Genomic DNA, 20,975 nt, shown 5'->3' with positions numbered 1-20,975 from the left:
TTAATCACTCTCCCCAATCGTTTGAATAATCGTCATCGTCACACCGACGACGACAAGATAAACACCAAGATCAAACAACATCGCTGTATGAAGTGATGTCTTACCGAATAACGGTAGGTTGAAATAGTCATGTGCATGTGTGAAGAACGGTACGTTAAAGACAAGCGCTCCTGAAGCCGTCAGTACGGCAATCAACATGCCAAGAGCCGTGATCCATTTGTAGTCGAATGGCAAAATCCGGCGTAACGTCTTGATGTCATAAGCAAGTAAGATCAATACAAGAGCAGACGCCGTCACAAGACCGCCAATGAAACCGCCACCCGGTGTATAGTGTCCAGCAAAGAACAAGTAGACAGCAAACAGGAAGATGACGAACGTGATAAAGGAAGTCGCGGACTCTAAGATGACGTCATTCGTATGCTTTTTCGCCTGCTTTTTCATTTATCGATCCCTCCTGTTCGTCTGAATTTAATCATCGTGTAAATACCGATTCCGGCAAGTGCGAGAACGGCAATCTCAAACAACGTATCGAAGCCACGGAAGTCGACGAGAATAACGTTGACCATATTACCGCCAGCGGCAAGATCAGCGACATTATCGATGTAATACTTGGCGATTGAAGTAAACGATCGTTGGCTGAGAGAAGCAAGGGCGACGAGTGTCACCGTCAATCCGACGAGTGCTGAAATCAAGGCGTTGCCGAGCTTGAACGGAATGCGTTCTTCTTTCCGACTGATTTCCGGTAAACGATAGAAAACGAGCAGGAATAGAGCGACCGATACGGTCTCGATGACGAGTTGTGTCAAGGCGAGATCTGGCGCTCGGAACAAGACGAAGAACAGAGCGACCGTATAACCTGTCACACCGAGCAAGATGATCGATGTCAGTCGTGAACGCGCAAAGGTGATCGAAAGTGCACTCGAAACGAGAACGAGTGCAAGGATGATCTCATACGCGTCAATCGAGCTGATTGGATCAACTGCGAAGCGGAAGGCATCAAACCCGTATAATGCCGTCAAGATCAAGATGACGATGAATCCGAAGATGTAGACGAGATACGACCGCATGTATCCGGTCATGACCGTATCATGGATCTTTGTCGATGTCTGTTCACCACGACGTAACAAGGCGTCATATTGATGATTCAAGGAGACGGCACGTGGCATCCGGTTGTAAAGCGATTGCCAACGTGGGAGTGTTTTATACAAGATTACGCCAGCACTGATGATCACGAGTGTCAGGAATAATTCAGTATTGAATCCATGCCACATTGAAATATGCACATCAATCTTGCCACCCGCATCAACGACTTGCGGTAAGATCGCTTCGACTGCCGGTCGAATCAACGTATCCGATAATAGATTCGGGAAGAGTCCGATGATGACGACGAGCGAGACGAGGACGAGAGGTGGAATCAACATGCCAATCGGTGCCTCGTGTGGTGTTTTCGGTAACTTGTCGTCTTGACGCTTACCGAAGAACGTTCTGCGGACGATCAAGATGCTATAGACGAATGTAAAGATACTTCCGACGACGGCGAGTACAGGAATAATCCAACCGTAAGACGGTAAGTGGAACAAGTCAGATCCTGAAACTTGAAGTACACCTGTCAAGAACATCTCTTTACTCAAGAACCCGTTGAATGGTGGAATCCCCGCCATTGAAAGCGTCCCAATCATCGCAATCGTCATCGAAATCGGCATGAGTTGCGCAAGACCACCGAGCTTCCGAATATCGCGAGTACCAGTCTCGTGATCGACGATTCCCGCCATCATGAAGAGACTGCCTTTAAACGTCGCGTGGTTGATCAGATGGAAGATCGCAGCAACTGTCGCGATTGTATATAATCCGTCATCTAAGGCATCGACGTGTAAGGCGGCAGCTCCAAGTCCAAGTAAGGACATGATCAATCCAAGCTGAGAAATCGTCGAGTAAGCAAGTATTCCTTTCAAATCATGTTGTTTCACCGCATTGAGTGAACCCCAGAATAAGGTGAATATTCCGACAGATGAGACGAGATAGAACCAAAGCGACTCATCCGCAAAAATCGGACTAAAACGAGCGACAAGATACAACCCTGCCTTGACCATCGTTGCCGAGTGCAAGTAGGCACTGACAGGAGTCGGTGCTTCCATCGCATCTGGTAACCAGATGTGGAACGGAAACTGAGCCGATTTCGTGAAGGCAGCTAGCAAGAATAAAACAAGGGCGACCGTAAAGAAGGGTTCACCTTGAATCGATTCAAGTGACGCATACGTCTCACGAATACTTAACGATCCACTGAGTGTAGAGAGAATCGCAATTCCCCCAAGCATCGCTAGTCCACCGAAGACGGTGATCAGCATCGATTTTTGAGCGCCGTAACGAGAACGTTCCCGCTCGTACCAGTAGGCAATCAATAAGAACGACGAAATCGACGTTAATTCCCAGAACAGATAGAGGACGACCATGTTATCTGACAACACGACCCCAAGCATGGCGGTCATGAACATCAACAGATAGACATAAAATGTTCCGAGTGATTCTTTTTTCGCATCTAGATAAAAAATCGAATAAAGAACGACGAGTGATCCGATTCCTGTGATCAATAGTGCGAACAATAAGCCGAGTCCGTCAAGATACGTGACGAAATCGATACCGAGCGATGGTATCCACGGCATGCGTGCCGTAAAGGTCTCACCTGACATCGTACCAGGGAGAAAGCGGCTGAAATACGATACGAGCAGTACAGGTACGACAAGTACAAACCAACCGGTATGAATGTTCGGAAGGCGTTTCGCTAGAAGCGGAATGAAAAGACTGATCAATATGGGCAGTAAAATAGCCCCGTGCATCACAGACACGAAATTCCCTCCTTTGTGACATCGACGACCAAAAATGAAAAAGGGACGCGAACGCAAGCTGTTGAAGCTCGGAACTGTCCAGTAGAAGACACGATTCATTTTGTTCGTCGAAGATGTTTCTGAATCAAGTATAGCGTACTTTTTTCCTTCTTGCATGACGTGAAGCGTTGAAGCATAAGGGATAGAGCCATTTTTTCTCTTGATTATTAAATATGTAGGAACACGGCAGAAATAGGCTGAAAATTTTTTTGATTTTTTTCAAAAAACACGTGGATCCATGAGAAGAATGATTCAAACTCAAGGAACGCGGGTACATCTATCTAGAGCACAACTAATGACCATAGAGGGGGAACTTTCATGCGAGCAACATTCAAGACAGGTGTTATTTTAGGTGGTCTAGCAGCGATTGCGACAATCGCCTATCAACAATACCAACAACGAAAATCGACTTCAGAAGATATTGACCATCGTCCAAGTGTCGACGCGAAACGCGATCCGGCTGAAGTCGGACTGACACAACTGGATTCCATTCATCGGGCAGATTGGCAAGCGAATGGATTCCCACAAACACACGCAGAACTCGAACGCCTCGAGCGAGAAGAAAATTAAAAAAACACGTCTCTCGAATGAGAGGCGTGTTTTATAGTCATTAAGCACTTGTTGTGACTAGGGCACGTGTCCGTTCACTGTGTGCAGTATAAGAAGAAAGATGTTCGAATTGATAAAGCGTTAAGGTCGCTGTGCGACGTTGACCGGTACTCGATTCTAGCATTAAATAAGCTTCATTGAAGTCTGTTCCACCACCATCATAGCGGATGTGTGCCGTAATCGTTCGTCCATCTGTTGTCTGCATATAAATATCGTATCCTCCGAAATCAACGCGCTTAAAGCTAGTTGCCTCGCTTACGATGTGTTTGAATGTTTCAATTAAAGAATATGTCATCGTTCGTTCCTCCTTTTATTTCTTCAAAGCAAAATAAGTTATAATCGACTCCGAATATTACTATTCCCATTAAATTCAAGAAATAAACATCATAAATGAATCTTTTTTAGTTCTTGTTATGAAACGCGTTTCATACTTTATGATGAATACAGACGGTGCGTGACCGATTCTGGGCGTTAACCGATACAGAAACTATAATCAAAAAGACAAGGGGATGGTCGTGACCATCCCCTTGTCTTTTTAATTATAGTTCTACGTTGTGGTAGACCTGTTGCACATCCTCAAGATCTTCCAGTGCATCGATCATTTTCTCGAATTGTGCGACGTCGTCTTCAGACAACGCGACTTCGTTTTGAGCGAGCATGACGAGTTCGGCAAGTGAGAACTCGGTGATCCCTGCAGCTTTCAACGCTTCTTGTACAGCATGGAATTGTTCCGGCTCAGCGTAGATGATGACAGATTCGTCTTCTTCGAGGATATCGCGCACATCAATATCCGCTTCCATCATCAACTCGAGAACGTCATCTGCAGTTTTACCTTCGAAGGCAAAGATTGCCGTCGCATCGAACATATAAGCGACGGATCCGCTCACGCCCATGTTTCCGCCATTTTTTCCGAATGCAGCACGGACGTCAGAAGCCGTCCGGTTAACGTTGTTCGTCAACGTTTCGACGATGACCATTGAACCGCTTGGACCGAATCCTTCATAACGTAAGACATCGTAGTTTTCTTCCGCTCCACCTTTTGCTTTTTCAATCGCCCGATCGACGATGGCACGTGGCACGTTGTATGTCTTCGCTCGTTCGAGAACGACCTTTAATGCTTGGTTTGATTCTGGATCGGGTTCACCTTGTTTAGCCGCTACATAAATCTCACGACCGAACTTTGCGTAGATCCGACTCGTATTTTTGTCTTTTGATGCTTTTTTTTCCTTGATGTTGTTCCATTTACGACCCATTTCGTATCCACTCTCTTTCCGTAATATCAGAAATCCCTGATTTCCTATGCGTTATCAGTATACCTTAAACTACCTGACAGACTGAACTAAAATGTCGGTGGAACAGTTGAATTTCTACTAAATACGTTTAAGCGATGCGGAAGAAAGGAACTTTACCGATAGAGAAATATCAATTTAAGGGAGAGTGGCAGAATTTGAATCAGGCTGGAGTAGTTCATCGCGCATTATCACCGTTCGTTTATGCCTATGATCAAGAAACCGTCCATGTCCGACTTATGACGGCTAAAGGCGATATTGAAAAAGTTGAATTGATATATGGTGATCCGTATGAATGGGAAGCGGAAAAAGAAGAAGACCGAGATTGGAATTTTGATCCGGAGAAAGAAAAATCATGGAAAGTGAAACGGACGCCGATGCAACACAATGGAAGTGATGCGACGTATGACTATTGGTTCATTGCAATCCGTCCAGAACGGAAGCGGGTACGGTATGGGTTTGAGGTTCATGGCGATAAGATAGCCGTTTTAACCGAGCGTGGCTGGTATGACGAAGCACCACTCGATCATCCAGGCTATTATTTTTCTGTGCCATATGTTCATGCGACGGATGTCTTTGATACACCGGATTGGGTGAAGGATACGGTCTGGTATCAAATTTTCCCGGAACGATTTGCGAATGGCGACACGACGAATGATCCAGCGGGAACGAAGGAGTGGGGAAGTGAAGCACCGGCTTTTCAGAATTTCTTCGGTGGAGATTTTCAAGGGGTCATTGATCACGTCGATCATTTACAACGTCTCGGCGTCACGGGTGTCTACTTCTGCCCAGTCTTTGAGGCACCATCCAATCATAAATACGATACGCTTGATTACTTGAAGCTTGATCCTGCGTTCGGTGACGAGAAAACGTTCCGCAAGATGATCGATGTGCTACATGAGAACGGTATCCGCGTATTACTCGATGCCGTCTTTAATCATATTAGTGAAGAGCACCCAGCATTTCAAGATGTCTTAGAAAAGGGAAAAGACTCAAAATACGCCAACTGGTTTACGATTGATTCCTTCCCGGTCGATCCATCGATTCCAAACTATGAAGTGTTTGCATTTGAACGAAACATGCCGAAGTTGAATACTGCCCATCCGGACGTCAAAGACTATTTGCTTCACGTCGGACGTTACTGGGTCGAGGAATTCGGAATTGACGGCTGGCGTCTGGATGTCGCTAGTGAAGTCGATCATGCGTTTTGGCGTGAGTTTCGAAAGGAAGTCCGGGCTGCGAACGGAACATGTTATATCGTCGGCGAATGCTGGACGGATTCGCAACCATGGCTCCTCGGCGATCAATTTGATGCCGTCATGAATTACGGTTTGACAGAGAGCTTTTTGACTTGTTTTGCGACGGGCGAGACGAGCGTTCGTGATTTCTCACATGCAGTCAGCCGGAATTTAAACTGGCATTCTCAAAATGTCAACGAGGTCATGTTCAATTTGATTGACTCGCATGATACGCCGCGTGCTCTAACGCGTGCGAAAGGGAATATCGATCGAATGAAGTTACTCTTCACTACACTGTTGACGTTTCCGGGTTCACCCGTCATCTACTATGGCGATGAGATTGGAATGACTGGGGGGCAAGACCCGGCAAACCGTGCGTGTATGGAATGGGGTGAGACGAAGCAGAACCGTGAGTTGTTCGATCACGTTGCACAGTTGATCGCTCTTCGAAAACAGCATCCTGTTTTAGCAAATGCCGGAACGTATCATTTCCAAAGGATCGATGATACAAAACAGACATTTGTCGTCGAGCGACGTCAGGGTGAACAGATTTACTTGCTCGTGGTCAACGTAAGTGAAGAGGCACAATCTCTTTCGCTTGAGGGAACGTATGAAAGTCTGTTAAATGCAACGACGTTGTCGGGAACTATTCAAGTAGAAGCTGTGTCGGCTCTTCTTTTGCGACACGTATAAGAAAAAGCAAGTCGTGGATATCGAATCCACGACTTGCTTTTTTAGTGCGTGTGCATTATGAATCAAACGGATGGATCAGTAAACCGCTCCGAAGCTTCGGTTCGAACCAAGTCGACTTCGGCGGCATCACTTCTCCCGCATCAGCCACAGCCATTAAATCTTCGATCGAAGTCGGATGCAAGTGGAAGGCGACAGCGGCATGTCCAGAGTCCACGATCTGCTCAAGGCCGGCATACCCCTTATGACCACCGACGAACTGGATCCGTGCGTCCGTCCGTGGATCTTCGATACCGAGTAACGGTGTCAACAACTCTTCTTGTAAAATCGAGACGTCGAGATTCGCTTTCGTCCCTGTTCGTTCAGAATCGTACGAAAGGATATACCATTGCCGGTTGAGATACATCTCGATTTGGTGAGGCTTCGTTTGTTCGGCACGTCCTTTTGTGATCGTAAAGCGATGGGCTAATCGCTCGAGGAAATCAACGACGGATTGACCGTACAAATCTTCAACGACACGATGGTAACCGAGAATCCGTAATTGATCCTGCGGGAAGGAGACGCCAAGAAAACGTTGTGCTTCCTCCTGGTCCGTCCGACTGGCAGCGATGGCTGCTGCTGCAGCGCGGTGGTGACCATCAGCGATATAGAGAGCATCGTGACGGGCGAACTGGCTCCCGATCGTCAATAGATGATTGCGATCGGTGATTTTATAAATTCGATGCGTCACTCCTTCGACGGTGAAATCATATAGGGGATCGCCAGCAGTAATCGTCGTGACGATTGCTTCGAGTTGTGCATCGGTTTGATGCGCAAGTAAAATCGGACCCGTATGTGCTTGTAACTGTTCGACGTGTCGGACACGGTCGCGCTCTTTATCAGGACGTGTGAACTCATGTTTACGAATTTGATTCGTCTCATAATCACTGACGGCAACACATCCGACGAAACCGGATTGCGTATGTGTTCCATCTGACAATTGATAAATGTAATACGTCTCGTCTGCATCGAGTTGTAAGATGCCGTTTGTTTGACTCTCTTCGAAGGCAAGCGCTGCTTGCTGATAAACGCGTGGGTCATCTTCAGCGATTAATGACGGAAGAGTAGCTTCTGCTTTATCGATCCGTAAAAAAGACAGCGGATGACGTCGGATCTCGGAACGTGCTTCTTCGCGCGAATAAACATCATACGGTAAAGCGGCAAATTCTGCCGCATATTTTGAGTCCGGTCGTAACGCCGCAAAAGGTTCGAAAGTTGGCATGGGGTTCACTCCTTTAGAGTAGGCGTGTTTTCAAGACGCCAGGAATCTGATTCAGTCGGTCGAGCGAAATCATCTCGTCCGCATGGTTATCGATATCGATGATCGTATAGGCAATCGCATCTTTACTACCATTGATCATATTCGCGATATTGATCGACTCTTGCGCTAACACGGAGGCGATTTGACCGACCATGTTCGGAATGTTGTGGTGAGCAATCGTAATTCGTCGTTTTCCAGTGAACGGTAACTCGACGGCTGGGAAATTGACCGCATTGCGGATGTTTCCTGTCTCAAGGAACAGACGCAGTTGATCGACCGCCATGATGGCACAGTTTTCCTCCGCTTCACTTGTTGATGCCCCGATATGTGGTAAAGCAATGACCCGGGGGAGGGACAAGATGAAGGCGTTCGGGAAATCCGTCACATAATTCGCCAGGCGACCGGACCTGAGCACTTCGGCTAGCGCTTGTTCATCGACGAGTTCACCACGCGAGAAGTTGAGTAGGGTCGCGCCGTGTTTCATTTTTGAAAAGAGTGACGCATCGAGTAAACCCGTCGTCGCATCAACGAGCGGGAGATGCAACGTGATGTAGTCGCTTGTCGCGAGGAGATCCTCGAGCTGTGTTGCCCGCTGAATCTGATTCGAGACGCGCCAAGCGGACTCAACGGACATATGTGGATCATAGCCTGTGACGGTCATGCCGAGCTCGTGAAGGGTGTTGGCTAAGTTTGCCCCGATCGCCCCAAGTCCAACGATCCCGATTCGTTTCCCGAGTAACTCCGTTCCGACGAATTGTTTTTTGTTCGCTTCGATCCGCTCCGGAATATCCGGTCCGCGCAAGTTGTTCGTCCAAAGCAGACTCGGGACGAGTTTTCGCGCCGTCAGGAACAAACTACCGATGACAAGTTCCTTGACGGCATTCGCATTGGCACCTGGTGTCGAAAAGACGGGAATCCCGCGGTTCGCGAGTTGATCGAGTGGAATCGTATTGACACCGACGCCAGCTCGGGCGACGGCTTTGAGACTATCTGGAAAGCGCATGTCATGTAAATCCTTGCTGCGGACGAGAAAGGCGTCTGGTTGCTCCGTTTCCCGCTGGACGTGATAGTCGTCTGTAAATCGTTTTAATCCTTTGTCTGATAGATCATTCCATAGTTGGACTTGATACATTTAACGTTCCCCCTGTTCAAAACGGTGCATGATATGAAGCAGTGCCGTAACCCCTTCGGTCGGCATCGCATTGTAAAGACTCGCGCGCATTCCACCAATCGAGCGGTGACCGGCAAGATTGATCAAATCGTGACGCGCAGCGAAGTTCAAGAAAGCAGCGTCTTCCGATTCGCTTCCAGTCGAGAATGGAATGTTCATCCGGCTTCGATCCTTGACGGCTACATGGTTATGAAATAGATCGGATTGATCAATTGCTTCATATAACATGCGCGCTTGTGAGACGTTTCGTGCCGCGATCGTCTCGAGTCCCGTCTCTTCAATCCAATCGAGCACTAATTTCGTCATATAAAGACTAAACGTCGGTGGCGTGTTATAAAGAGATCGCTGTTTTGCATGGATGTCATACCGTAAGTAGGCACCGATCGTGTCAGGAACACGATCAAGCAACTCGTTCTTCACGATGACGACCGTTAAACCAGCGACACCAAGGTTTTTTTGAGCACCAGCATACAACACATCGAATGACTCGATTGGCAATGGTTCAGACAAAATCGATGACGAGACATCAGCGACGAGTGGCACATCGACATGAGGCGGTGTCTGATAAGTCGTCCCTTCGAGGGTATTGTTCCAAGTGATGTGCAAATAGTCGGCTGTTGACGTGAACGGACCTTCTGGAATGAAGCGATACCCGTGATCAGCGGAAGAGGCGAGCACGTTGACCGTGGCGTACCGTTTTGCATCTGCAATTGCCTTCGTCGACCAGCCGCCGGTATCGATGAAATCAATCCGTCCGGTCTTCGTCGCCAGATTTTGCGGTAACATCGCGAACTGAAGTGTAGCTCCTCCTTGAAGAAACAATACGGAATACGAATCGGGAATCGACATCAGTCTCCGTAAGGATTGTTCAGCTGCCTCCCGAATCGATTCGAAGATTGGCGAACGATGACTCATTTCAAGAACGGATTGTCCTGAATTTTCATAATCGAGTAGCTCGGATTGAGCCTTCAATAGGACCGGGGCAGGAAGGACTGCTGGACCGGCAGAGAAGTTATAAACCGTCATGAGGAACACTCCTTCTTGAATTTTCAGAAAATATGTACCCCTCAAGTGTAACGGAATGAAAAATGAGAAGCAATTCCAACTGACGATGAATGGAAAATGAAAACAAAAACATCCCTTGAATCCGTTACGACGGATCAAGAGATGTTAATTGACCAAAGTGCCATTTCCAACCATCTGACGTAGCACGATAGATGGACACGATCCGGAAACGACCAACGTATTGAGTTGTCCCGTATTCAAATCGGTCTTCTGTCAAACTATACTGGATTGCCGTATCTTCGAAATGATCAATGTATGAAAAATCATCGGTCCGGGATAACCAGCGGATGTTTGCAGGATCCACGTAATGATCGAGGTAGGTCTCGGTATCAAATGACCGCCCTAATGCATCGATGAACGTAAATTCGGGAGATAATAGATGCGAGACTTGTGTTAGGTCGCCTTTTAGCATAGCATCTTGAAGGTGTTGCATCGTTTGTTCAAGTGTCATAATACATCTCCTTTCTTCCTGAATCGCTAGTGTAGCATATATAAACACAAAAAAAGACCCTGCGTGAGCAGGGTCTAAAAGAAATTAAAGTTTTACAACGTTAGTTGCTTGTGGTCCACGTTGACCTTCTTCAACTTCGAAAGAAACCTCTTGACCTTCGTCAAGTGATTTGAAACCTTCAGATTGGATTGCTGAGAAGTGTACGAATACGTCGTCTCCGCTTTCGCGCTCGATGAAGCCGAATCCTTTTTCTGCGTTAAACCATTTTACTTTACCTTGTTCCATGTGTATTGCCTCCTGCGTGTGACTGGCACACTGATTATTACTACCGTGATCAATTTCATCGAATATAAAGTGAAACACTTCGTATCTCCACCGAACAACAATAATTACTTAATAATATAGCATGCCTGAATTGAAAAAGAAAGGACAAAACAAAAAAAGAACAAACGAAGCTGTTCTTCTTTGAATAAATCATGCAATTAAAGGGTTCATTCTACCCGTGTCGAAAGAGTATAACTGATTCTTTCAACGAGTCGGAATATGTTCTCTTTTACTACTGAGCTGTCGTAATGTATGCAAAATGAATCCTTGGAAGTTCGGATAACGTGTCGGTTGTTCCCAAACAGTTCGGAATAGTTGTGTCATCGCGGAATGAATGAGTGCATCCTCGACTTGTGTGCGACGGAATAGAAGAAAGAGTGTTTTTTCGTAACGATCGTATAATCGTTCTAACGCGACAGAATCGCGTTGTTTGATTTGATTAAGCAAATCAGTGTCTGAATACATAGGTCACTCCTTCTTCGACAGTTTTCTCTATAGTATGCTGTCACTGTAATGTAATGAAACTATAATGTAGATTCCCGCTATATGAATTATGAAACACCCAAACTTCTTGAACTGAAGATAATAATGGAAATGGAGGAACGTTATATGCTTCCTGTATACATTCGCCCGTACATCTTGGAGGATGCAGCGGAGATCCTTGAGGTGAATTTGCGAAACCGTGATCACTTTGAATACTGGATGCCAATCAAGCCGTCACCAGAACAATACACGATAAAAGGGCAACGTGAACGGATTCATCGTCATCAAGAGTTAATGCGTCAAGATGCTTATTATGCGTATGGTGTTTTTTTATCCGAGACGGACCAGTTGATTGGGGATGTTTCGGCGATGTTCGTTCAACGTGGACCAGCGGAGACATGCATGATTGGCTACCAGTTGGATGCCGCCTTTTCAGGACGAGGATATATGGCACAAGCGGTCGGATTGTTCGTGGATCATTTATTTGATGTCCACCAGTTCCACCGGATCCGTGCTGAAGTCATGCCAGAGAATATCGGCTCGATCCGTGTCCTTGAAAAAGTCGGATTTCGTAAAGAGGGAATCGCGAAACAAAATCTCTTCATCAACGATGCCTGGGAAGACTTTGTTTTGTTTGCCCTATTAAAAGAAGACCGAAAGGAGTCACGTCATGCCAATCTCTAATTATTATGCCAATCTGCGCCAACTTGTCGGAACGCAGCGTCTTTTTACACCATGCGTCGCAGCGATCATTCGAAACGAAGCAGGTCACATCCTCTTTCAGGATCCAGGAGGTCCGTTTTGGAGTTTGCCTGCTGGAGCGATCGAACTGGGGGAATCGCCGGCACAGGCAGTCATTCGCGAAGTCTATGAAGAGACGGGTCTATTCGTCCGACCGGTCCGTCTGATTGCGACCTTCGGTGGAGAGTCGTTTCGTTTGACGTACCCAGACGGAAACGAAGTTGAATACGTAGCGACAGTATTCGAGTGTAAGGTAGTCGGGGGAACGCTCGAAGCCGTCGATGGGGAATCCAAACAACTGGCATATTTCCCAAAACAGGATCGTCCACCTCTAGCACTCCCTTATCCTGATCATGTGTTCGAAGTATCCGAAGCAACAAGCTATTTTGACTGGGAAGAGCACTGGTTGACAAATTTACAATGTAAAAATCGGTAAAATACGAACATTTAACTGTTGATATCTGAATAAAGTTCTTAAAAAGCTTTAAAAATGCGAAAATTTCTTTGACACTATGAGGACAGTTCGTTATAGTAGTCAAGGGGCGAATGATTATCGCCAATATATTAAAAAATATTCGTAATTAGAGGTGTTATTCATGGATGTAGTATTCGATTATGAAGATATTCAATTAATTCCAGCAAAATCAATCGTTGGTAGTCGTTCGGAATGTGATACGTCAGTCGAGTTCGGTGGTAGACGTTTCAAGCTTCCGGTCGTACCGGCAAACATGCAAACGATCATTGATGAATCGATCGCTTTGTTCTTAGCGGAAGGCGATTATTTCTATATCATGCATCGATTCGAACCGGCTCGTCGTTTGGCTTTCGTTCGCATGATGCAAGAACGCCAACTGTTCGCTTCAATTAGCGTCGGTGTCAAGGAAGAGGAATATCAGCTGATCGAACAGCTCGCAGCAGAAGGGCTGACTCCGGAATACATCACGATCGATATCGCGCACGGTCATTCGGAAGCCGTGATTCAGATGATTCGTCACATCAAGTCGCTTCTACCAGCAAGTTTCGTCATCGCGGGTAACGTCGGGACACCGGAAGCGGTGCGTGAACTTGAGAATGCGGGAGCCGATGCAACAAAAGTCGGAATTGGACCAGGTAAAGTGTGTATCACTAAGATTAAAACAGGATTCGGTACAGGCGGTTGGCAACTCGCGGCACTTCGTTGGTGTGCAAAAGCAGCAAGTAAACCGATCATCGCGGATGGTGGGATTCGGACGCATGGCGATATCGCGAAGTCGGTCCGGTTCGGTGCGTCGATGGTCATGATCGGTTCACTCTTCGCGGGGCATGAAGAATCGCCTGGTGAGACACATGAAGTGGACGGAGTGCTCGTCAAGGAATACTTCGGTTCTGCTTCTGAGTTCCAAAAAGGGGAACGCAAGAACGTTGAAGGAAAAAAGATGTTCGTCGAGCATAAAGGAAGCCTGGCGGATACGTTGATCGAGATGGAGCAAGATTTACAATCGGCAATCTCATACGCTGGCGGAAACAAATTGCAGGCGATTCGGACGGTCGACTACGTCGTCGTCAAGAACTCGATCTTCAACGGCGATAAAGTATATTAAAGTGATCAGTTCGCTCTTAACGGAGCGGACTTTTTTTTGTTTCTTTAGCATAACTCTTCCATAGGAGGGGTATACATCAAATGGACCAAAAGATTCGGAATATTTTGGATAGGGAGTGATTGACATGCTATTTGAAACGACATCGTACTTAATCGAAAAATTTGCCACTGTTCGTAACCAAACAATTGCCTTGATTGAACCGCTCGAAGCAGAAGACTTCATTATTCAAGCGAGTTCGGACGTGAGTCCGCCGAAATGGCACATCGCCCATACGACCTGGTTTTTTGAACGGATGATTTTACAAGAATATAGTAAAGGCTATCGAGTCTTCCATCCGAAGTACAATTATCTATTCAATTCTTACTATAATTCAATCGGTCCTTACCAGCCTCGTCAACAACGGGGGATGTTGTCACGTCCGACCGTCGAAGACATCATTGCTTACCGGTCATATGTCGATGGACAAATGGTCGAGTTCTTGAAAGAAGAACGGACTCCAGAAGACCAATGGAAAATCGAATCGTTAGTCGAGATGGGACTGCAACACGAGCAACAACACCAGGAATTGATCTTGATGGACGTGAAGTATAACTTTTTCACGAATCCACTGTTACCTGCTTATCAGTCAAAGTCGTTGACAACAGATGTGCCTGAAAATGCAGTCAAGGAAACATCGTTTATCCAATTCGAGGAAGGACTCGTCGAGATCGGTCATACAGGAGACGGTTTTGCGTTTGACAACGAGAGTCCACGTCATAAAACGTGGTTACATCCGTTTGAATTAGCGACGCGTCCTGTCACGAACGGGGAGTATTTGGCGTTCATTGAAGCAGGGGGCTATCAAAAATCAGAGTACTGGCTATCGGATGGGTACGCAACGGTTCAAAAAGAAGGCTGGAAAGCCCCGTTATATTGGATGAAAGATGACGCGGGAGAATGGACGATCTTTACGATGAACGGTGTCGAACCACTTCGTCTCGATGAACCGGTCTGTCATGTCAGTTTTTATGAGGCGGACGCTTATAGTCGCTTTATAGGGAAACGCTTGCCGACAGAAGCGGAATGGGAATGGGCTTCTCGCCAAGTCGATTCTGTCACGAAGCGTAATATGATGGGAAGCGGAACCTTCCATCCGGTAGCCGTCGAAGAGTCAGAGACAACGCTTGCGAGCATGTTCGGAAACGTCTGGGAGTGGACGTCGAGCGCTTATAGTTCATATCCAGGCAGTAAACCGCTCGAAGGAGCGCTCGGGGAATACAATGCGAAGTTCATGTGTAATCAAATGGTACTGCGTGGAGGAGCGTGCGTGACGCCTGACGATCACATTCGCGAGACATACCGCAACTTCTTCCCGCCTGATAAACGTTGGTTATTTGGCGGCTTCCGATTGGCAGGTGACATGTGATGCGAGAGACAGTCATTGGGTACGATTTATATACGCCGCAACAAAACATGCGTTTAGAAGTCATTGAAGGTCTGATGCGAGAACAAAAGGTCTTACCGGCAAAATATTTTTATGATCATATCGGATCCCAGTTGTTCGAACAGATTACGCAACAACCGGAATATTATCCGACACGGACAGAACTCGCCATCTTGGAGCAGCATCGAGCGGAGATTGCACGAAGTATCGGCGATGTGCATACACTGATTGAATATGGAAGTGGCAGCAGTCGTAAAATCCAGATGTTACTGGAGACATTTACACATCTCGATACGTATATGCCCATTGATATCTCAAAAGACTTCCTAATGGAATCTGCACGCCAATTGTCGGAACGGTATCCTGCGCTGCATATTAAAGCGGTCTGTGGGGATTACTCACAATCGATTTCTTTACCGGTCGAGGAGTCTCAAAAACGAGTCATCTTTTTCCCGGGATCGACGATTGGTAACTTTGAACCGGAGGAAGCGATGCGCTTCTTACGTCATTCCTCACGAATTCTTGAAACGGGCGATGGATTCTTGATCGGTGTTGATCTGAAAAAGTCTGTTGATGTGCTTGAACGGGCTTATAATGATGCAGCCGGTGTCACAGCAGCATTCAATTTGAACATGTTGACGCATTTGAATCAGATGCTCGAGGGAACGTTTGATGTGACACGATTCGAACATCATGCTTTTTATAATGAAGAAAAAGGACGAATCGAAATGCATCTTCGGAGTCAACTCGATCAACTCGTGCAAGTTGGAGATGTGACGGTTCCATTCAAACAAGGGGAAACGATTCATACGGAAAACTCCTATAAGTATAGTAAAGAAGAGTTTGAGACACTTGCCCGTCAAAGTGGTTTTCATTCAGTCAATTGTTGGATCGATGACGATGAACGATTCAGCGTGCATTATTTAGAAAAAATGTAACGGCACATCAAAAAACACTCCCACTTGAAAGCTTCCATTACGAAGCGACACAGGGAGTGTTTTTCTAAATGATATGCCTTATTCGACACGTGCTCCTTCCGGAATCGGATGTTCCGGTACGACGAGGATCGGCATCCATTGTTCCGAACGTCCGATCTCAAGCAACCGCCCGGACTCTTCAGGCGTACGACCAGGTATATTGAGTACGGCAATCGCTTGTTTTCCAAGCAATTCATGGACATCGGGTCGCAGTGATTCCCAGTCGAGTGAGAATAAACGCGTAAATCCGTCGAATTGTAGTTCAAGCTGAATTGAGCCATCGGTAAGATCCGAAAGCGACTGGATTGTACCAACACGTATATCTAAAGCATCGAATAATTCAAGAGGAACGATTGGTTTCATGGACAATGGTGTACTTCCTTTCAAAGTGAAGCATAGAGTTGGTCAGGAGTTGAGAGAGACATAGGTCGGCTCATAAGTCGTCCATTCGATATCAGGCGCTTGATGACGTGCAAGCTTCGCTAATTGGCTACCGAGATAGGGTCCGATCGTCAAACCAGATGCACCGAGTCCGTTCGCTAGGAACACGTTCGGATGATTTTGAAGCGGTCCAATCACCGGCAGGGAGTTTTTCGTATACGGGCGTAAGCCGATACGCAGTTCATCAATCGTTGTTTCTTCGAGACGCGGTAAGACAGGTAAAGCCCGATTCAATAAGGCATACATCCCCTTAACGGTTGGTTTCAAGTCGTAGTTGGTCTGTTTTTCGTGTGTTGAACCGACGATCAGTTTCCCTTCGTGGATGGAGACGAGATATAATCCGCGTTGTCCCATGACGACGGGCCAAGTCGTTGATGTAGAATCCGTCAAATCGAGTTGCAGGATCTGTCCCTTCTCCGGATGCAAATCGATTTTAAGCTCAAGTGGACGGAGCAGGTCATTTAACCAAACACCCGCCGTTAAAATGAACTGTTCTGCCGAGTACTGTTCATTTTCCATGGTTATACCAGTGACGACTCCCTTGTCTACGACAAGAGTAGCATCTCCTTCTAGGACGGTCGCACCGTGTTCGACAGCACCACGAATCAATGAGGCACACAAGGCACGTCCGTCAACGCGGGCACCACCGGAAACGAATAAGGCATCTTCGATCTGTTCGACGAGTGGAAAGAGCGTTTTGACACGATCTTGGTCCAGTCGTTCGATACGTTCGATGGCAGGTGCTTCCGGAAAACGGTTTTGCGCAATTGTCTCCATCTTTTCGATTTTTGATGTTTCGTGTAAGGCGATCGTGCCAACTTGCTGATAACCCGTACTCGTCTCACCGAGTGCTTCCAGTTCAGGAATCAATGTCTTGTAAAAATGAGCCCCGTTATTCGCTAATTTGTACCATGCCTTATTTCGCCGTTGTGTCATCCATGGACAGATGATGCCGGCTGCCGCATGAGAGGCTCGACCGGGTTCCTTCCGATCGACGAGTAAGACGCGTTCACCAGCCTTCGATAAATGATAGGCAGTCGAGGCGCCGAGAATTCCGGCGCCGATGATGATATGGGTGTACATGAAAGATTCAACTCGATTCTGTTCAATTGGAATATCTTTTATTGTAGCAGTAGAAGATCCGGACGACTAGCAAGAGCGGGTTTCCAATCTGTAGCACATCGAATGATGGGAAATGATGGGGAAAGTGAACCATTTAGCGCGTCATGACGTATACTAAATATACAGTTTCTAAAAACTGTGAATTAGACGATTAGAAACAGCTGAATTCGGAAACATACCCTTATAGGCATCATGTCCTGTCATCATCGACTTTGAAACGGTCCATCATGAAGGAGGGGAAGGCAATGAATATGAGTCAAGCCATCGTACGCAGACGCTACACGGATCATACTTTATTTTATTCCGCCATCCTAATCTGGAAATTGCTATTCTTCCTGCCACTGCTCATGTTCGTCAACAGCGGCACGGACCATGTGTTTCAAATGTACTTTGTACCGTACCTCACGGTCATCTTCCTATTTCGTGTGATGACCTACTTTGCGACCTATAAAGCATCTTTCATGGAGATGACGGAAATGGGTCTCTCGTTATCCTTGCTGATCGCAGATGTATATTTGATTGCGTTGTTCGATATTCCACTTCCGTTTGCTTTAATTATCCTTGCGCTTGCCTTACTCCACTTCAGTGCGGCATTCAGTCGTTTTCGTTGGTTCCGCCGTCGTCTTTGGTTGAATCGGCATCTTGAGATCCTCAATTATTTGACGGATCACGGTGAAGTACCCATTAAAATTGCCGTCATGGCAGAAGATGAGATGCTTGTGACGACGAAGAGTGGAAAAGAGTTTACGTATCGTCAGGTTTATTGGAGCGGATTTTATATTGAACATGGTTGATTGCTATATGAAAAGGATTTCTCTTCGGGGAAATCTTTTGAGACTGAAGACAAGTGCAATTGTTCTCTAACGAGAAGGATTGCGCTTTTTTTGTTCGACTCGCATCGTTTTCCTGGGACAAGCATCGCGCCGCTTCGCTTCAGGGTCGCTCTTGCTTGTTTTTCCCTAGGAAGCGATGTCGAGTGAACAAAATGCTTCTCGGTCCTTCTTCCGGATATAAAAAAATGACGCATTACACGCCACTCCTACAGGAAAAAGTGCGATTTTGCGCTGTCAGAGACAAACAAGACCCGTTTTCCTGCTCGAATGGAGCGGGAAAACTGGCTTGTGTCTCGCCTGAGGAAAGGGCGTGAAAAGGTGTGTCATTTTTTGAGTCAGTTCATTTGTCTACAATCTGAAAGGATTTCTCTTCGAGGAAATCCTTTTTTTGTTGCATACGAAAAAATATAGTACGCTTACATAGGAAAAGGGGGAGAAAAAGTTGATTCGTTGTATACTGATCGATGCGAATGACACAATCATTTTGACCGATGATGTAAGTCGGATACAGGAGTCGGGCATCAAACGTTATTTCGTTGATTTCGATCAACCGACAGACGCAGAGAAGCAAAAATTGATTGAGGTTTTTGATTTTCATCCACTGGCGATTGAAGATTGTTTTCATTACTTGCAACGCCCAAAGCTTGAATATTATACAGAACATAGCTTTTTTGTCCTTCATGCGCTCGATGAAGGAACGTTGACGAGTCGTGAAATCAATTTGTTCGCAAGTGATCGGCATCTCGTTAGCTACCATGAGCAATCTTCACCAGAAATTGATATCGTGTTTGAACAGTGTAGCCAACGCCTCGACAAACAAGAAACAGTCGACCTCGTACATAAAATCATGGATAAGATCGTCGACGGGTATTTTCCGATCGTTCATGCAACGGAAGATGAATTGTTTGCGCTTGAGGAACGCTACCGAACGCGTGGCAATGATCGTCGGTTGATGGAGGAGATTTTCGAACTACGCGCGCGGTTACTTCGAATCTCGCGGACGGTCATGCCGATGCGGGACTTACTGTATCGTGTCGTCGAATCGAAGCGGTTATCGATTCATCCAAAGAAACAGGCATTCTTTCGCGATTTGTACGATCACTTACTGAAGTTATCGGAAATGATCGAATACAACCGATTGATGACATCTGAGTTTCGGGATAATTTCATTTCCCTCAACTCGTACCGGATGAATAGCATCATGAAGACGTTGACGATCTTCACGACGATTTTCATGCCGTTGACGTTCATCGCCGGTATATACGGCATGAACTTCGAACATATGCCAGAACTGACCACTCGGTACGGTTATTTCGTGACATTAGGGGCAATGGGACTCCTCGCTTTAGGAATGATTCTGTTTTTCAAAAAAAATCGCTGGTTTGATGAATAAGGGGAGATGTAAGTGGATATTCGACAGTTACTTTTTTTTACGACAATCGTTGAGCAAGGCTATAACTTAACGCGTGCTTCGAAGCACTTGTCAATCTCGCAACCGGCGCTTAGTCAGATGATCCGCGACTTCGAGCAGCTGGAGCAAGTGGAACTGTTCATTCGAAAGCACGGACGGTTGACAGGGTTATCGGAAACGGGACGTCAATTGTATGAGGATGCGAAGATCGTTCTGACACGTCATCAAGCATTGATGGGGCATCTGCGTGAACGCTCGAACGTCGTCCGAGGAAAAGTCCGTCTCGGCATCCCACCCGTCATCCTCCCTGTCTTATTTTCGCAGTTGATTCCGAAGTTCATGGCGGAACACCCTGGCATCGAACTCGAAATCATCGAGGAGGGGGCGTTTGAACTCAAACGTCGACTGTTACTTGAAGAACTCGACTTGGCCATCTTGATCGAACCGGGTGAATCCTATGGCATCGAACGTTTTCGATTGATCGAAGATGAGGTCGTCGTCGCCGTTCGTCCGAATCACCCGTTTCAAGCAAAAGAAGCGCTATCCTATCGTGATATCGGAAATGAACCACTCGTCATCTTGAACGACCGATTCATGTTACATCATCAAATACTATCGGAGTTTCGTAAAGTGCAGCAAGAGCCGAATATCTTCTTCATGTCAGGGGCATGGGACTTGTTGATCGGGATGGTCCAAGAACTTGACGTCATCTCGATCCTACCGGAGCCGATACTACGGTTTCATCATGCGGATGACATTAAAATCATCCCGTTCGACCCACCGATGTTATGGGATGTCTCATTGAACCGACTCGTTGGGACGGAATTACGTCCTGTCGTCCGGCACGTTCACCAATACATCGTCCACTATTTTCAGTCGTACTGGCCAACGCCATCGCGATGACGAGAAGGCAATCAAAAAGGGGACTGACTCAAAAAAAAGAAT

The 20,975-nt window shown here is 46.4% G+C and carries 22 protein-coding genes; 10 read left to right on the top strand and 12 right to left on the bottom strand.

The features are described from left to right. Nucleotides 1-441, bottom strand: coding sequence for a Na(+)/H(+) antiporter subunit B (locus tag KNQ11_RS05995; RefSeq protein WP_029341921.1), 441 nt, complete (start codon nucleotides 439-441; stop codon nucleotides 1-3). Then, nucleotides 438-2,843 (bottom strand): Na+/H+ antiporter subunit A, encoded by a 2,406-nt coding sequence (locus KNQ11_RS05990; protein WP_214770563.1) that lies wholly within the window; start codon nucleotides 2,841-2,843, stop codon nucleotides 438-440. The genes KNQ11_RS05995 and KNQ11_RS05990 overlap by 4 nt, the downstream gene beginning before the upstream one ends. Nucleotides 2,844-3,200: 357 nt before the next feature. Between KNQ11_RS05990 and KNQ11_RS05985 the strand changes: the two genes are divergently transcribed. Then, the gene (locus KNQ11_RS05985) at nucleotides 3,201-3,452 is read left to right on the top strand and encodes a hypothetical protein (protein ID WP_149427541.1); all 252 of its coding nucleotides are present in this window, start codon (nucleotides 3,201-3,203) and stop codon (nucleotides 3,450-3,452) included. Nucleotides 3,453-3,492: 40 nt separating this feature from the next. Here the strand turns inward: KNQ11_RS05985 and KNQ11_RS05980 are convergent, their stop codons facing one another. Next, nucleotides 3,493-3,786: a hypothetical protein gene (locus tag KNQ11_RS05980; RefSeq protein WP_023468536.1), complete on the bottom strand. Its 294-nt coding sequence runs from the start codon at nucleotides 3,784-3,786 to the stop codon at nucleotides 3,493-3,495. Nucleotides 3,787-4,030: 244 nt separating this feature from the next. Beyond that, nucleotides 4,031-4,744 carry a YebC/PmpR family DNA-binding transcriptional regulator gene (locus KNQ11_RS05975; RefSeq protein WP_023468535.1) on the bottom strand — a complete coding sequence of 238 codons (714 nt, stop codon included), beginning with the start codon at nucleotides 4,742-4,744 and terminating at the stop codon, nucleotides 4,031-4,033. A gap of 194 nt (nucleotides 4,745-4,938) precedes the next feature. Here KNQ11_RS05975 and KNQ11_RS05970 point away from each other — a divergent pair, with 194 nt between their 5' ends. Further along, complete coding sequence (locus KNQ11_RS05970) at nucleotides 4,939-6,711, top strand: glycoside hydrolase family 13 protein (protein ID WP_214770560.1); 1,773 nt, start codon at nucleotides 4,939-4,941, stop codon at nucleotides 6,709-6,711. 55 nt (nucleotides 6,712-6,766) lie between these two features. Here KNQ11_RS05970 and KNQ11_RS05965 read toward each other — a convergent pair whose 3' ends face one another. From KNQ11_RS05965 to KNQ11_RS05940, 6 genes are all read right to left on the bottom strand, one after another. Then, nucleotides 6,767-7,969: a DUF1015 domain-containing protein gene (locus KNQ11_RS05965; RefSeq protein WP_214770557.1), complete on the bottom strand. Its 1,203-nt coding sequence runs from the start codon at nucleotides 7,967-7,969 to the stop codon at nucleotides 6,767-6,769. 13 nt (nucleotides 7,970-7,982) lie between these two features. After that, nucleotides 7,983-9,140, bottom strand: coding sequence for a phosphoglycerate dehydrogenase (locus KNQ11_RS05960; RefSeq protein WP_133207446.1), 1,158 nt, complete (start codon nucleotides 9,138-9,140; stop codon nucleotides 7,983-7,985). After that, nucleotides 9,141-10,205, bottom strand: a complete 1,065-nt coding sequence (gene serC, locus KNQ11_RS05955; RefSeq protein ID WP_029341915.1) for a 3-phosphoserine/phosphohydroxythreonine transaminase — start codon at nucleotides 10,203-10,205, stop codon at nucleotides 9,141-9,143. It lies immediately after the preceding gene. A gap of 124 nt (nucleotides 10,206-10,329) precedes the next feature. Beyond that, a complete protein-coding gene (locus KNQ11_RS05950; protein ID WP_214770555.1) occupies nucleotides 10,330-10,695 on the bottom strand; it encodes a nuclear transport factor 2 family protein in 366 nt (121 codons plus the stop codon). Nucleotides 10,696-10,779: 84 nt separating this feature from the next. Continuing rightward, complete coding sequence (locus tag KNQ11_RS05945; protein WP_023468529.1) at nucleotides 10,780-10,980, bottom strand: cold-shock protein; 201 nt, start codon at nucleotides 10,978-10,980, stop codon at nucleotides 10,780-10,782. A gap of 243 nt (nucleotides 10,981-11,223) precedes the next feature. Further along, entirely contained in the window at nucleotides 11,224-11,466 is a 243-nt protein-coding gene (locus tag KNQ11_RS05940; protein WP_208796362.1) for a hypothetical protein, read from the bottom strand. A gap of 162 nt (nucleotides 11,467-11,628) precedes the next feature. On the opposite strand from KNQ11_RS05940, the gene KNQ11_RS05935 reads away from it, so the two are divergent. The 5 genes from KNQ11_RS05935 (at nucleotide 11,629) to egtD (ending at nucleotide 16,184) form a co-directional block, all read left to right on the top strand. Next, entirely contained in the window at nucleotides 11,629-12,186 is a 558-nt protein-coding gene (locus KNQ11_RS05935) for a GNAT family N-acetyltransferase (protein WP_149427536.1), read from the top strand. Further along, on the top strand, nucleotides 12,173-12,679 hold the full coding sequence (locus KNQ11_RS05930) for an NUDIX domain-containing protein (RefSeq protein WP_214770552.1): 507 nt from the start codon (nucleotides 12,173-12,175) through the stop codon (nucleotides 12,677-12,679). Before KNQ11_RS05935 ends, KNQ11_RS05930 begins: the two co-directional genes overlap by 14 nt. Before the next feature lie 160 nt (nucleotides 12,680-12,839). Further along, nucleotides 12,840-13,823, top strand: coding sequence for a GMP reductase (gene guaC, locus KNQ11_RS05925; RefSeq protein WP_023468525.1), 984 nt, complete (start codon nucleotides 12,840-12,842; stop codon nucleotides 13,821-13,823). Nucleotides 13,824-13,947: 124 nt separating this feature from the next. Then, nucleotides 13,948-15,228, top strand: a complete 1,281-nt coding sequence (gene egtB, locus KNQ11_RS05920; protein ID WP_214770550.1) for an ergothioneine biosynthesis protein EgtB — start codon at nucleotides 13,948-13,950, stop codon at nucleotides 15,226-15,228. After that, nucleotides 15,228-16,184 carry an L-histidine N(alpha)-methyltransferase gene (gene egtD, locus KNQ11_RS05915; RefSeq protein ID WP_055968420.1) on the top strand — a complete coding sequence of 319 codons (957 nt, stop codon included), beginning with the start codon at nucleotides 15,228-15,230 and terminating at the stop codon, nucleotides 16,182-16,184. The genes egtB and egtD overlap by 1 nt, the downstream gene beginning before the upstream one ends. A gap of 78 nt (nucleotides 16,185-16,262) precedes the next feature. Here egtD and KNQ11_RS05910 read toward each other — a convergent pair whose 3' ends face one another. Together KNQ11_RS05910 and KNQ11_RS05905 are read right to left on the bottom strand one after the other, a co-directional pair. Next, nucleotides 16,263-16,586 (bottom strand): hypothetical protein, encoded by a 324-nt coding sequence (locus KNQ11_RS05910; RefSeq protein WP_214770538.1) that lies wholly within the window; start codon nucleotides 16,584-16,586, stop codon nucleotides 16,263-16,265. Between the two features lie 42 nt (nucleotides 16,587-16,628). After that, nucleotides 16,629-17,747, bottom strand: coding sequence for an NAD(P)/FAD-dependent oxidoreductase (locus KNQ11_RS05905; RefSeq protein ID WP_214770534.1), 1,119 nt, complete (start codon nucleotides 17,745-17,747; stop codon nucleotides 16,629-16,631). Nucleotides 17,748-18,031: 284 nt separating this feature from the next. On the opposite strand from KNQ11_RS05905, the gene KNQ11_RS05900 reads away from it, so the two are divergent. The 3 genes from KNQ11_RS05900 (at nucleotide 18,032) to KNQ11_RS05890 (ending at nucleotide 20,933) form a co-directional block, all read left to right on the top strand. Further along, nucleotides 18,032-18,580, top strand: a complete 549-nt coding sequence (locus KNQ11_RS05900) for a hypothetical protein (RefSeq protein ID WP_023468520.1) — start codon at nucleotides 18,032-18,034, stop codon at nucleotides 18,578-18,580. A 481-nt stretch (nucleotides 18,581-19,061) separates the two neighbouring features. Further along, entirely contained in the window at nucleotides 19,062-20,012 is a 951-nt protein-coding gene (corA, locus tag KNQ11_RS05895; protein WP_214723466.1) for a magnesium/cobalt transporter CorA, read from the top strand. A gap of 12 nt (nucleotides 20,013-20,024) precedes the next feature. Next, nucleotides 20,025-20,933, top strand: a complete 909-nt coding sequence (locus KNQ11_RS05890) for a LysR family transcriptional regulator (RefSeq protein WP_050677213.1) — start codon at nucleotides 20,025-20,027, stop codon at nucleotides 20,931-20,933. Nucleotides 20,934-20,975 lie beyond the last annotated feature (42 nt).

The sequence above is a fragment of the Exiguobacterium sp. s39 genome, assembly GCF_018618925.1.
GTDB classification, from domain to species: domain Bacteria; phylum Bacillota; class Bacilli; order Exiguobacteriales; family Exiguobacteriaceae; genus Exiguobacterium_A; species Exiguobacterium_A abrahamii.
This window is presented reverse-complemented; position numbering and strand designations above follow the sequence as displayed.

Excerpts from the sequence above, each read along its gene's own strand:
- KNQ11_RS05975 (WP_023468535.1), bottom strand. The coding sequence starts at position 4,744 with ATGGGTCGTAAATGGAACAACATCAAGGAAAAAAAAGCATCAAAAGAC.
- KNQ11_RS05905 (WP_214770534.1), bottom strand. The coding sequence starts at position 17,747 with ATGTACACCCATATCATCATCGGCGCCGGAATTCTCGGCGCCTCGACT.
- egtB (WP_214770550.1), top strand. The coding sequence starts at position 13,948 with ATGCTATTTGAAACGACATCGTACTTAATCGAAAAATTTGCCACTGTT.
- KNQ11_RS05930 (WP_214770552.1), top strand. The coding sequence starts at position 12,173 with ATGCCAATCTCTAATTATTATGCCAATCTGCGCCAACTTGTCGGAACG.
- KNQ11_RS05950 (WP_214770555.1), bottom strand. The coding sequence starts at position 10,695 with ATGACACTTGAACAAACGATGCAACACCTTCAAGATGCTATGCTAAAA.
- KNQ11_RS05985 (WP_149427541.1), top strand. The coding sequence starts at position 3,201 with ATGCGAGCAACATTCAAGACAGGTGTTATTTTAGGTGGTCTAGCAGCG.
- egtD (WP_055968420.1), top strand. The coding sequence starts at position 15,228 with ATGCGAGAGACAGTCATTGGGTACGATTTATATACGCCGCAACAAAAC.
- KNQ11_RS05980 (WP_023468536.1), bottom strand. The coding sequence starts at position 3,786 with ATGACATATTCTTTAATTGAAACATTCAAACACATCGTAAGCGAGGCA.
- KNQ11_RS05965 (WP_214770557.1), bottom strand. The coding sequence starts at position 7,969 with ATGCCAACTTTCGAACCTTTTGCGGCGTTACGACCGGACTCAAAATAT.
- KNQ11_RS05995 (WP_029341921.1), bottom strand. The coding sequence starts at position 441 with ATGAAAAAGCAGGCGAAAAAGCATACGAATGACGTCATCTTAGAGTCC.
- KNQ11_RS05960 (WP_133207446.1), bottom strand. The coding sequence starts at position 9,140 with ATGTATCAAGTCCAACTATGGAATGATCTATCAGACAAAGGATTAAAA.
- KNQ11_RS05945 (WP_023468529.1), bottom strand. The coding sequence starts at position 10,980 with ATGGAACAAGGTAAAGTAAAATGGTTTAACGCAGAAAAAGGATTCGGC.
- KNQ11_RS05910 (WP_214770538.1), bottom strand. The coding sequence starts at position 16,586 with ATGAAACCAATCGTTCCTCTTGAATTATTCGATGCTTTAGATATACGT.
- serC (WP_029341915.1), bottom strand. The coding sequence starts at position 10,205 with ATGACGGTTTATAACTTCTCTGCCGGTCCAGCAGTCCTTCCTGCCCCG.
- guaC (WP_023468525.1), top strand. The coding sequence starts at position 12,840 with ATGGATGTAGTATTCGATTATGAAGATATTCAATTAATTCCAGCAAAA.
- KNQ11_RS05900 (WP_023468520.1), top strand. The coding sequence starts at position 18,032 with ATGAATATGAGTCAAGCCATCGTACGCAGACGCTACACGGATCATACT.
- KNQ11_RS05935 (WP_149427536.1), top strand. The coding sequence starts at position 11,629 with ATGCTTCCTGTATACATTCGCCCGTACATCTTGGAGGATGCAGCGGAG.